Source organism: Brevundimonas sp., from assembly GCF_029946145.1.
Taxonomy (GTDB): Bacteria; Pseudomonadota; Alphaproteobacteria; order Caulobacterales; family Caulobacteraceae; genus Brevundimonas.
Map to the genome: position 1 here is coordinate 120,459 of NZ_JAQSDY010000029.1, position 11,891 is coordinate 132,349.

The following is an 11,891-nucleotide window of genomic DNA, read 5'->3' on the forward strand; positions in this document are numbered from 1 at the left end:
GGGCCGGAAAGCCATCGACCCTTGATTGGAGTTGGCAAGGCCAACGATCCCTCAAAAGAGGGATAGCTGACGGCTGGATTCCTCGTAGTCGATCCATTCGCGCGACTGTGCCATTTGGTCGAGCCAGGCCTCGACATAGGTGGCAGGGCCACCGGCCTGATCGACATCCTCGAAGTGGAGGAAGTGCGAGCGGTAGCCGGTCTCGGTGATCGGGAGGCGGGCGCGCTTCGGCTGGAGGGCGGTGACAGTTAGATGCGACGCCGCCAGATCATGCTCCCGTGCGATGCTGAGCCAGTCGCGCTCAAAGGTGATCTCGATGTCCACGCCTCGCCAATGCAGGGCGTGAACCTCGATGCTGCGCTCGGCGGTCATTCCGCCACCGGACGTTCGGTGATGGCGCGCATCACGATGCGACCCGAAAGCGGCATAGCTTCGCAGTTGATGCTGAACCCTTGGCCGTCCTTGTTCGGCCAAGCTGCGCCGATGGGGGTCCAGATCGAGCTTTCGCCATCGCCGACGACGCGGAAGAGGCGGTGGGTCGGCTTGCGGCCGAGAGGAAGCGATTGAGTGGTCATGGCGGTCTCCTTCTGGATGCCGCGGACCATTCCGCGGCTTCATGGGGAGAGGCCGGCGCGGGCCATGAAGCCCGCGATCAAACCCCGCGAAGCGCCCGCCAGGGAACGGAGCTGCACAGAGCCGCAGGCGAAGGAAGCGAGTTGGGTTGAACGTGGGCGGGCCCGTGCCAGACGTTCACTCCCCGAAGCCGCTCATGGACCGGGCTTACCAGGGGGCCGATGATCACGCTAAGCTTCACGGAATGTTCGACTTCCTTCCTTTCGATCCGGGTGACTTCGGCTTCGATCTAAGCAACCGAGAAATCGCTGCCCTCGGATACACGACGGCCTTCTTTGCTTGGGCGGCGATTGTAACCCGCCGCTCGGTTGGGCCGCTGTTTCGTGCCTTCTTCGCGCCGAAGATTCTTGCGGTGTTTGTCGCCATGACGCTGTACGTCGTCGCGAGCGTCGCTCTGCTAGCAGTGGTCCATCTCTGGGATTGGCCCAACCTGAAAACGACGCTGGTGTGGTGGATGACCTTCGCCTGCACCACGATGTTTCAGGCGCATCGGATGGCGGGCGAGCGCGGCGCTTTTCGAAAGCTCCTGCGGGACGCCGTCAACTGGACAGCCGTGATCCTTTTCATCGCCGAGTTCGGCAGCTTCGCGCTCTGGGTTGAGCTCATCATGCTGCCGGTGCTCACGCTGATCGCCCTGCTGCTGGCGGTGGCGCCCAGTCAGCCCAATGCCTCGATCATCATCAAGCCGCTCACGAGTCTTCAAAACACCGCCGGCTGGATCATCCTCGCGGGGAGCCTCTGGCACATCGCCGCCAACTTTTCCGAGTTCGCGACGCTGAATTCGCTGCGTGAGTTCGGCGACCCGATTTTGCTCACACTGCTCTACGTGCCCTTCCTCTACGTGCTGGCGGCGATGATGGCGCACGAGACGACGTTCACCTCGCTGCGCATCAGGACAAAGGACGAAGCGCTGGCCCGCTATGCCGAACGCAAGGCGATCCTCGCCTTCGGTCTGGACAGCAACGCCTCGAAGCGTCTCACCCGCAGCATGACGTTGAACGACATTGCCGACCGCAAGGGTGTCGATGCGGCCATTCGCGAGATCAAGCGCCTCAAGTCGGTCGAGAAGAATCCGCCTCGCTTGGCGGAGGGCGAAGGCTGGTCCCCTTACGACGCCGGCGAGTTTCTCGGAGGGCACGGCATCGTCGCCAATGACTGGCACGCGGCATTCGATGAATGGCGGGCCGAAGCGGCGTCCGTGAAGCTCTTTGATCGGCCGCTTCCTGACCGAGTGTCGTACTATCTCTCAGGCGTAGAACGGGCCGCCACGAAGATCAGCCTCATCCTAAGCGCCGATTATATGAACGACACTGCGGCGTCAGACGACGCATTCTACGCGATGGTGCGCACCCTCCTTGGACGCGCGTTTAGCGAAGCGGAGGCCGACGACCTCCTCGCCCGGTTGCGGGCACAACGCGATCTCTCACTGGATGTCCAGGGCAAGGCGATTTCGATCAAATGGGATGAGTGGGCCCCAGCGCCGCGCGGCGGATATACGCGCAACTTCACCATGTGCCACGAGGTGCATGTGCTGAACCGCTTCGATAATGCGTTTTACGAGGTCGCCTCGGTCAGCGAATAACTCGCGCTGCATCCATCGGCGGATCCTGCCCTTCTGTTCAACTAAATGACAATCCCATAAATGCCCGTATGTGGGCGATTGAGGGTCGATATAGGCTTAATAGCCCATATAAGGGTTCTTGTAGGCTGGTATTGACTCTCTCTTCATAAGAACCAATATATTAGTGATTAAGGCCAATTATCGAGACAAACACCCATATAAGGGGTCTTAGATGTCCACGTCCGAAGCCACCGTTCTGACCCGCGCCGAGCAGCTCGGCGGGCGCTTGGCGGCGCAACGGCTGAACCGCAACCTCACCCAGCGCCAACTGGCCGACAACGCCGCTGTCGCCTTGAACACGCTGCGCCGGCTCGAGGACGGAGACAACGTCTCCCTGGACACCCTGATCCGGGTGCTGGAAGCGCTCGGCCTGGGCGACCGGCTGGAGGCCCTCGCCCCGCCCGCCGACGTCCGGCCGGTGGACCGGGTGCGCATCGCCGCGGGCAGCGAGCGCAAGCGCGCCAGCGGCGCGGGACAGGAACCGCCGACGCCTTGGTCGTGGAGCGATGATCAGTGACGGACGCCACCATTCGCCTCTGGGGCCGTGATATCGGCGCGGTCAGCTGGCTTGAGGACCGCGACTACGCCGTCTTCCAGTATGTCCCGGAGTTTGTCGCCAGCGGCATTGCGGTCTCCCCGCTGGTGATACCGCCGAGCCTGGCCCCCTACGCCTTTCCCGAACTGCCCCGGGACGCCTTCAAGGGTCTGCCGGGCCTGCTAGCCGACTCCCTGCCCGACAAGTACGGCAATGCCCTGATCGATGCGTGGCTGACGCGCCAGGGCCGGGACGCCAAGTCCTTCAACCCGGTTGAACGGCTCTGCTACATCGGCACTCGCGGCATGGGCGCGCTGGAGTTCCACCCCACCCTGATGAAGGCCGCGCGTCGCTCGCGCAGGCTACAGATCGACGCCCTAGTAGACTTGGCCAACCAGGTCCTGTCGATGCGTCAAAACATGCGGGGCGTCCTGTCGGGCGAGGACGACCGGGACACGCTCGAGGAAATCCTTCGCGTGGGCACCTCGGCCGGCGGCGCGCGGGCCAAGGCGGTCCTGGCCTGGAACGAAAAGACGGGCGAGTTCCGATCAGGCCAGGCCCCGGTCGACGAGGGCTTCACCTACTGGCTGATGAAGTTCGACGGCGTCAGCAACAACCGCGACAAGGAGCTCGCCGACCCACAGGGCTTCGGGCTGATCGAATACGCCTTCTCGCGCATGGCCGCCGACGTGGGCATCGACATGTCAGAATGCCGGCTGCACCACGAGGGTGGCCGCAGTCACTTCATGACCAAGCGCTTCGACCGCACCCCCGCCAGCCAGAAGCTGCACATGCAGTCGCTCGGTGCCCTGCGGCATTTCGATTTCAATGCGGCGGGAGCCTACAGCTACGAGCAGGCGGTCGAGACGATCCGCCTGCTCGACCTCGACGCGGTTGACATCGAACAGCAGTTCCGCCGCGCAGTCTTCAACCTGTTCATCCGCAACCAGGACGACCATGTGAAGAACATCGCCTTCCTGATGGACAAGTCGGGGGCCTGGCGGCTCTCGCCGGCCTTCGACGTGGGCTACGCCTACAATCCGTCGGGGCCCTGGACCAGCACCCATCAGATGACCTTCAACGGCAAGCGCGACGGCTTCACGGTCGAGGACCTGGCCCAGTTCGGCGCCTATTGCGGTTTCAAACGCCGAAAGGTGCTGGGCATTGTGCACGAGATCGCCGACCGGGTGCGCGACTGGCGCATCTACGCCGACGCCGCCGGGGTGTACGAGCCGGATGCCATCCGCATCGACAAGGCGTTGCGCCTAGATCTAACGCCGTCTGCGGCCCCCTAGGCGGCCTGGCCGTTGCGAAAGCGGGGCGCGGCCCGGTCAGACGGCCATCGCCCCGACCGCCCGGAGAACGGGTAGCAACCCGACAGCCGGAACAGGTTGAACTTCATCGACTGCGGTCTCTATCCCGGTCGCGATAGCGATAGAGGTCCTGCTCATAGCTGCCGCCGCGCGTCCGCTCCCTCTCCTTAGAGGGCTCCTGCAGGGACCGGTGAGAATCGTACCGCGTCTCTCCGATCAGGCCGCGCCCCCGATCGCCCGCCGCTCGATCGTCACTGGCACCGTGACGTTCGGCGAAGGCCGTGAGGTAGTCCAGAGCGACGTCCTTCGATCCGTCGCGGCTGAGCGATTCTGCGAGACGAGCCGGGGTCGCGAAGGCGTCTCGGCCGTAGTGTAAGGACACGCCATCCCGGTGCCGTGTCATTGCGACATTGACTGCTTGTCGGTCCATATGGGGCGTAGCGAGGACATGAGCGTGATCGACGGTCACGCCTTGAGACTTGTGAACGGTGGCGGCGTAGCCATGGTCGATGTCGGCATAGGATTTGGGATCGAACGAGACCCTGCCTCCCCGGTCGAGTCGCACTGTCATGCTGTTAGGACCGACGGTTTCGACATCTCCTAGCGAACCGTTCTTCACTCCGATCGACTTCTCGTTTCGGAGGAACATGATCCTGTCGCCCGGGGCGAACGGTTTCGCTCCCCGTATCGTTTCGGTCTCTCGGTCCGGGCCAAGGGCGCCGACTTCATGAAGCTTGCTTCTCGCCAGCGTGTTCAATTCGGCGACGTCGCTTCGCTTGTAGGCGAGCATGATCTGACTGGCGTCCGGCTCCTTCTCGCGGGTCTTCGCCCATCCAGCGACGACGGCGGCTTGAGCGTCGGCGTGTGAGGCATGGTCTGTGACCATCCCGGCCGCTGCGTAGCGGTCGATCGCATGGCTCGTGCGGCCGGTCGCCAATTCCCGCGTCGCCTGCTGCTGCCAGTCGGTGTGCTGGCGCCGCACCTCGGTGATTTCGGCCGCTCCGTGGCGTTCCGCCAGTGCCCTGAAGGCTGCTCCCGCCTCGATGGCCTGAAGCTGTTCCGGGTCTCCCACCATCACGACCTTCGCGCCGGCGGCTTCCGCGTGTTCGACGACACGCTGCATCTGTCGCGACCCCACCAGACCAGCCTCGTCAACGACGAGCACATCGCTGGACGAAAGTCCGTCCCGGCCACGCGCCCAAGAATGTTCGAGACTGGCAATCGTCCGTGACGGAATGCCAGATCCTCCCTCAAGGCTTTCTGCGGCGATACCGGAAAGCGCCGCGCCTTGGACTCTGAACCCGCTCGCTTCCCATGCCTCTCGGGCAGCTCCGAGCATGGCGCTCTTGCCGCTCCCCGCGTAGCCGACAACCAGAGCCAGGTCGCCACTGCCTGTCACATGTTCGAGCGCGTCCCGCTGCTCGCCCGAAATATCCAGTCCGCGCACCTTGGCGCTCTCGACCGCCTTCTGGACAAAGGATTCAGGAACCCGATGGCCGTTGGTCTCGGACAGTCGTGCCGCTGACCGCTCCAGGTTTTGCTCGACAGCGAGCATCTGGCGACTGGTGAACCGTTCGCGACCGTCCCCATCCTGGCCCAGCGCGACCAAATCTGGAGAGCCATGAATGGCGCTGACGACTTGGTCGAACTGCTCCTTTCCGTCGGAGTGCCGGTGGGCGAAACGCGCCATGTCATGGTGTGTGAAAGTCGATTGCTGACGGGTGATCGCATCCAGCGCGACCCGAGGATCTTCAGCGATGATTTCGCCGTTCTGCCGAGCAATCTCTCGATGGTCGGCGGCCCGCTCAGCCGCTTCACCTCGATACTCTCTGCGCGCGCCGGCTGGACCGATCTTGTCCTGGGGTTCGAGTTCGATCCCCTGATCCTTGAACGAGCGGTGGTCGATGCGGGCGTCGATATCCAGCCGCGCAAGCCGCTCGTTCGCGTGGTCGCCCCAGGCCTCGCGCCAGTGCTTCAGAAGTTCGACGTCGTTCCACTCACGGACCTTTGGTCCGAACCCCTGTTCTCCGGCTTCCCGCATAGTCAGCATCACGTGGGCATGCGGCTTAGGTGAGCCGTCGGCAGCAGTGTCCCAGTGGACGTTCAGATCCGCGACCATCCCCCGATCGACGAACTCTCGTTGGACAAACGATCTGGCCAGTTCGACGGCGTCGTCCCGATCCATTTCGCGCGGGATTGAAAACTCCACCTCGCGAGCGAGTTGCGCATCCTTCCGCTTCTCTCCGGCCTCGACCTCATTCCAGAGGGTCTCTCGATCTTTCCAGCGGTCGGGCGATTGCTCCGGCGTGAGAATCTCTGAATGAATGACCCCGGCCTTGTTCGTGAAGTCATGAGGGCGATCCAGCCTGTCGTCGTGCAAACGCGATGCAGCACGGTAGGCAGCCGCAGCAACCGCGCTCGATCCGGTAGCGCGGGAGATCACTTTCGCAGAGAAGTGATAGATCGCCACCGGCGTTCCCTCATCCTCAGCACCAACGTCGGCACGACGTATAAGCGCGCACTTCCAACAAGCGGTTGAAAGTGACTGGCCCTGCGACCGTAAACTCCCGGATGCGACAAAGGGCAAATTACATGCTAAGGGTTCACGGCAAGTTGTAGTGTCGGGTGTGGGCCGTCCCATGCGTAAACCACGAGATATCGACGCCGAACTCCAAGCGTTGGAGGTGAAGGCGAAAACGCTGCGAGCGCAGAAAATCGCGCAACTCGGTGAATTGGTTGTGGCGACCGGGGCCGATGCTCTTGAGCTCGATGTTCTCACCGGCGCGCTGTTAGCCGTCCGGACCAATGAGAGCAGTGAGGACAAGGAGGCGTGGCGTCAGCGGGGCGCCGCCTTCTTTCAAGCAGGTCGTGGGCGGCGAAAAGCTTCGTCGTAGAGCGACGAGAAACACGCTCGCACTTCGTCGAGTCCGCGCCTCCATGAATCGGGCTCAGGCTCTGCGGGCGCGAACGGATACTCGGAGTTGGGTCATGGAGCGTCGCAAGCGAACTCGGGAACTTATTGAGCTCGGCGGGCTGGTCCAGAAATCAGGTCTGGCTGAGCGCATCAGCGATGATCGGGCGGCATTGCTGGGCGCCTTCCTGACCTTGGTCGAAAGCTTAGACGATGACCGGGGTGCCGATCTCCTGATGCTCTGGCGGCGACGGGGCAAGCGCGCCTTCGAAATGGGCACCGTGACGCAACCGACGGAAGCTCCATGAAGACCCTCAAGCTCATCGGCCTAGTCGTCTTGGGCTATGTGATCGGCAACCTTGTGGGGAACGTCGCTCTCGCCGGATTGGGCGCTAGCGGAACCATGGTGACGGGAGCCCTGCGCTTCGTGGTGACGCTGGGCTCAGGCCTTGCAGGCGCAACATTGGCATTTCTGATTTGGCGAGGCCCTAGGAGCGAAGCGGTCCCCGATGTGCATGGGTCCGCCCGGTTTGGGGGTGAGAAGGAACAGCGTGAACTCGTCAGTATCGACGACGGTTTGATCGTCGGCCGCTCACACCGTGGCGGCTTGATGCGATACTCCGGAAGTTCACATCTTCTGACGGTCGCGCCGACCCGATCGGGGAAGGGCGTCGGTGCGATAATCCCGAACTTGCTGACCCTCCGTCGTTCGATCCTCTGCATCGATCCGAAGGGGGAGAACGCCCGCATTACATCGCGAGCTCGCTCTGTTCTGGGGTCCGTCTTCGTCCTCGACCCCTTCGAGGTTTCTGGTGTGGCCGGCAGCTGTTTCAACCCGCTGGCTGAACTGAAACCCGACAGCGTCGATCTGGCGGAGGATGTCGCAGCGGTGGCTGACGCGCTTGTCTACGACCCTCCGGGACAGGTCGGTGAAGCTCACTGGAACGAAGAGGCGAAGGCGCTGATCGCCGGTCTGATCCTTCACGTCGTAACGACGGCCGGACCCAAGCAGCGCAACTTGGCCACCGTGCGCGATCTGCTGACCACCACGCCCCAACGGTTTGAACAAGTCCTGAAGACAATGCAGGCAAGCCTCGCCGCCAACGACCTCGTGGCGCGGGCCGCGAACCGTCATTTGTCCAAGAGTGACCGCGAGGCCTCCGGGGTGCTGTCGGCCGCCCAGCGGCATACTCATTTTCTCGACAGCCCCCGAATGACAAAGGCACTGAGCCAGTCGGACTTCAAGCTGAGCGATCTGCAAAGCGAACTGACGACCGTGTTCGTCGTCCTTCCGCCAGATCGGCTTGGGACCCACGCTCGTTGGCTGAGACTGCTTGTCGTACAGGCGATCAATGAGCTCGCGAGATCGAGCCCAGGACGCAACGTCCCGCGACATTCGGTTCTGCTACTGCTCGACGAATTTGCCGCTCTGGGCCGCCTCGAACCCATTGAGCGAGCCTTCGGATTGATGGCTGGTTACGGGGTCCAGCTCTGGGCGATCCTTCAGGACATGCACCAACTCAGGAGTTTGTATGGCGAACGCGCCGGGACGTTCCTGTCCAACGCCGGGGTGACCCAGATTTTCAATGTTTCGGACATCGACACGGCAACGTGGGTGTCCCGAACGCTTGGTGCAGAAACCCAGTCCTATGTGACGACCGGCAGCACGGTCAGCGACGCGCCCGGCCAATGGCGAGCGAACCGGAGCTACTCCAGCAATCTCAACCTCACCCGGCGTGACCTGTTGACCCCGGACGAAGTGATGCGTGTCAGCGACGATGAGTTGCTGCTTCTCCGACCCGGCGCTCTTCCGTTGGTCGCCCGCAAAGTTCGCTACTTCAGCGATTCAGAATTCTCGGGGCTGTTTGATGAATAGTCGTGGCTCGAACTTGGGTTTGAGAGAGGAGCGCGCCCGGGGGACTGACCGGAAGCGAAAGCAGCCTCGAACGAGCTTGAGCCACCTCCCCAAAGCCAAAAAGGCTGAGATCCTCTGGGTGAAGGACCTGATCTTCGAGGAGTTCGCCGTAGCGATAGCCGGACGGCGCGCCGATGATGTCCGGGACGGCAAGATTCTGATGCTGATCCTACATGGTCCCTATGCGTCTGGCGCATGGGTGGACGACCCCGCAGGCATCTACTTTGCCGATTACGAAATGCTGGCTGTGGTCAGCAGCGACCGGCTGGCCGACGTCGGGGAGTTTTGGCTGGAATGCGAGAGGAAGCTGCTGTTCGCCACGGCCAACCGTGAGCATCTGCGGACGCCTGTGCGGCTGACCATCCAGAGCCTCGCCGAGATCAATCGGGAAGTCGAACAGGGGGATCGCTATTTCCAAAGAATCTTGGACGAGGGCGTGATCCTTCATGACACTCCAGGCCTACTCCCCCACCACCATGTCCCCGTACCGCATAGCGTTGAGGCGGCCGAAGCGACCGTCCACCTGGAGGAAGGGTTGGCATTGGTGGATGAGTTTCTGGGCTCGGCGAAACTCTCCTTCACGAAGGGGTGGCGACGAAAAGCTGCTTTCGACCTGCATCAGGCCACAGAGCGCCTCTACAATATTGTCCTGTTGGTCTTGGCTGGCCGCACGCCGCACACCCACAACATCGTCCAACTACGCAGGCTAGCGGAAGCGGCGACAGACCGGCTCAGCGACGTATGGCCGGCGGAAACGAAAGAGGATCGTCGATGCTTCGAACTGCTTCGTAGCGCGTACAACAAGGCTCGGTACAATCGGCATTATCGGGTTTCCGAAGACGAACTCCGGCGGATGCTGGATCAGGTTGAGTACCTTTATGATCTGACCGAGGAGGTCTGCGACGGATGGATCGCCGAGGCGGAAAGCGCCCCGAGCGCGCAAGCTGCGACGTCAGTCTCAGCAAACCTCAGGTTTCTCGGCAGGAGGGCTAGCGCGGCTACAGAGGACAGGACAGCCCGCAAGCGGATTGTTGCCGACTACCAAGAGGCGTTGACGGCTCATCCTGAACCCATCGCCGATGCTAAGCGGTTGCCTCATCCCAAGAACGCCATCAAGGCCGCGCTCCTCGCGGAGCTGGACGAGGCTGACACCCTTGAAGCAGTAAGAGCGCTGACGGAGAGTTTTCTCAGCTTGGCGAAATGGCTGCTGTTGAACGAACACGAACTCTCGGCGCTTGAGGCGACCAGGTCGGATTCGAATGCTGGCGACATCCTCGACGATCGTGAAGCCAAACGGAACCGCGACTATGCTCGGCTCGCCAATCGAGTGTGGGCAAACACGATAGTCCTCGGCGCGGAGATGGAGCACGGCGCACTCCGCTTCCCCTGATGACGGCTGAGCGCCGGACTATTTCGTGCGAAGCCTTTCCCGGTCGAGGCGTCCGCGCTCTCGTCCATCCAAAACCCGCTCTCCTGGGGTTCGATTGTACCCGACGGCGCGGTAGGCCTCATCCAGACTGCCGAACTGGCGGGTGATGATTTTGACCGCGGGCAGGCGAGGGCACGCGAGAATCTCGGCGGTGCTCAGAAACCCCTTCTCATCCAGCAGCAGCTTGAGGTTCTCAAGTATCGGACCCTTCTCCCGCAGATGTGTGGGAAGATGGCGCCGATCTTCTTTGATCGGAGTGTAGCCTAGCTGGTCATAGGCGGCTTGCAGCGATCCGAACCGTCTGACGTACGAGCAGGAACTCAGTACGTCCGGTGAGAGATCGATGACCCGGGAACTCAGCCTTCCTTCTTTGGCCAGCAGAGCCTTTAGCTGGGCCAGCATTTCGTCAGCGGTGAGGTGCCCTCGCGAAAGCTCTGCGAGCTTTTTCCGAGCTGCTTGAAAAGTGCTTTGAGACACGATCGGCGGGGCAACGCGAACACGCAGCCACTCTGACGGCGGGAAGCGGACCGCATCCCGACCGAGACGCCAGTAGGTTCTGTTGAAGGCGTATACGCCCATCGCGATTTCGTTTTTGAGCACATAGATGACCCGGTCATAGTTCCAAGGCCCTTCGCGACGGTATGGTATGCCCTTGGCGTTCAGGTTGTGGGCGATCTTGGTCGCGCCGTGCATCTGACTGACGAACAGCTTGAAGATCAGTCTTACAGCTCTGACCTCTTCCTCCGGGCCTTGAACCAACCGAACTGTTTGGTTGTAACGAGAGCGCCTCTCGCCAACGGTCAAGATCCCGCCAGGCGACCCATCGCCATTGAATATTTGCCGCGAGAAGCCGTAGGGCGGATGCCCGCCCCCCTTTCCGCCGGCCAGCATGTGACGCCGTAACGCGGCTCGGCAGCGATCGGATAATTGGCGACTGTACTCCGCAGCCATGACCCGTTTGACGCTCTTGATCAGCGCTGCTGTTGGGGAGTCGTCATCCGGAAACTCTTCCGCGCAATAGCGGACCTGTACCCCGGCCTCCCGACACATGAACTCGTAGTGGGCGGCCTGATCAGGGTCTTGGTATCGACCCCAGCGGCTGACATCGACCACAAGGATCGTCGAGAAGGGTGCGCCGTTCATGACGTCTCTGAGGAGCGCCTTGAGCCCATCTCTCTTGCGGATCGTAACGCCACTTCGGGCCGCGTCTTCATAGCTGGCTACGACCTCATAGCCCCTCGCCGCAGCGTACTCGGCGATCAAGGCCGCTTGGCTTTCGATTGAATACCGCTGCTTGTCAGTCGACATGCGGAGATACTGAGCAGCCGGCTGCATGATTTAGCCCTTATCTCAGTGGTGCCTCTTAGGCGTCGATGTATCAAGTCGATGCTGCTGAGAGGGTTGCGCGCCCCAGGCGCGGTCGGTGCCCGAGGACGAAGTTAGCCTTCTTCGCGACTATGTGGCCTAGCCCGGGATGGATGAGCTGCACCCGGTTTCGAGGACACCAAGATAAGGTGTTTTTGGAGCTGGAGGG

At 62.1% G+C, this 11,891-nt stretch carries 11 protein-coding genes; 7 read left to right on the plus strand and 4 right to left on the minus strand.

The window, feature by feature from the left end:
* Positions 1 to 51: 51 nt before the first annotated feature.
* Positions 52 to 372 (minus strand): hypothetical protein, encoded by a 321-nt coding sequence (locus PSV23_RS16175; protein ID WP_300471050.1) that lies wholly within the window; start codon positions 370 to 372, stop codon positions 52 to 54.
* On the minus strand, positions 369 to 605 hold the full coding sequence (locus tag PSV23_RS16180) for a hypothetical protein (protein WP_300471053.1): 237 nt from the start codon (positions 603 to 605) through the stop codon (positions 369 to 371). The genes PSV23_RS16175 and PSV23_RS16180 overlap by 4 nt, the downstream gene beginning before the upstream one ends.
* A 212-nt stretch (positions 606 to 817) precedes the next feature.
* Here PSV23_RS16180 and PSV23_RS16185 point away from each other — a divergent pair, with 212 nt between their 5' ends.
* The 3 genes from PSV23_RS16185 to PSV23_RS16195 all read left to right on the plus strand — a co-directional run bounded on the left by PSV23_RS16185 (position 818) and on the right by PSV23_RS16195 (position 4,084).
* Entirely contained in the window at positions 818 to 2,215 is a 1,398-nt protein-coding gene (locus PSV23_RS16185; RefSeq protein ID WP_300471055.1) for a hypothetical protein, read from the plus strand.
* Positions 2,216 to 2,426: 211 nt separating this feature from the next.
* On the plus strand, positions 2,427 to 2,771 hold the full coding sequence (locus PSV23_RS16190; protein ID WP_300471058.1) for a helix-turn-helix domain-containing protein: 345 nt from the start codon (positions 2,427 to 2,429) through the stop codon (positions 2,769 to 2,771).
* Positions 2,768 to 4,084 carry a type II toxin-antitoxin system HipA family toxin gene (locus PSV23_RS16195; protein WP_300471060.1) on the plus strand — a complete coding sequence of 439 codons (1,317 nt, stop codon included), beginning with the start codon at positions 2,768 to 2,770 and terminating at the stop codon, positions 4,082 to 4,084. Before PSV23_RS16190 ends, PSV23_RS16195 begins: the two co-directional genes overlap by 4 nt.
* A gap of 103 nt (positions 4,085 to 4,187) precedes the next feature.
* Here PSV23_RS16195 and traA read toward each other — a convergent pair whose 3' ends face one another.
* Entirely contained in the window at positions 4,188 to 6,572 is a 2,385-nt protein-coding gene (traA, locus tag PSV23_RS16200) for a Ti-type conjugative transfer relaxase TraA (protein ID WP_300471062.1), read from the minus strand.
* Between the two features lie 169 nt (positions 6,573 to 6,741).
* Between traA and PSV23_RS16205 the strand changes: the two genes are divergently transcribed.
* From PSV23_RS16205 to PSV23_RS16220, 4 genes are all read left to right on the plus strand, one after another.
* Positions 6,742 to 6,996 carry a conjugal transfer protein TraD gene (locus PSV23_RS16205; protein WP_300471064.1) on the plus strand — a complete coding sequence of 85 codons (255 nt, stop codon included), beginning with the start codon at positions 6,742 to 6,744 and terminating at the stop codon, positions 6,994 to 6,996.
* A gap of 94 nt (positions 6,997 to 7,090) precedes the next feature.
* Positions 7,091 to 7,321 carry a conjugal transfer protein TraD gene (locus PSV23_RS16210; protein ID WP_300471066.1) on the plus strand — a complete coding sequence of 77 codons (231 nt, stop codon included), beginning with the start codon at positions 7,091 to 7,093 and terminating at the stop codon, positions 7,319 to 7,321.
* Positions 7,318 to 8,889: a type IV secretory system conjugative DNA transfer family protein gene (locus PSV23_RS16215; RefSeq protein WP_300471068.1), complete on the plus strand. Its 1,572-nt coding sequence runs from the start codon at positions 7,318 to 7,320 to the stop codon at positions 8,887 to 8,889. The genes PSV23_RS16210 and PSV23_RS16215 overlap by 4 nt, the downstream gene beginning before the upstream one ends.
* A 76-nt stretch (positions 8,890 to 8,965) precedes the next feature.
* The gene (locus tag PSV23_RS16220; protein ID WP_300471071.1) at positions 8,966 to 10,318 is read left to right on the plus strand and encodes a HEPN domain-containing protein; all 1,353 of its coding nucleotides are present in this window, start codon (positions 8,966 to 8,968) and stop codon (positions 10,316 to 10,318) included.
* Positions 10,319 to 10,336: 18 nt separating this feature from the next.
* On the opposite strand, the gene PSV23_RS16225 is transcribed toward PSV23_RS16220, so the two are convergent.
* Positions 10,337 to 11,692 (minus strand): recombinase family protein, encoded by a 1,356-nt coding sequence (locus PSV23_RS16225; protein ID WP_300471074.1) that lies wholly within the window; start codon positions 11,690 to 11,692, stop codon positions 10,337 to 10,339.
* Between the last annotated feature and the right edge of the window lie 199 nt (positions 11,693 to 11,891).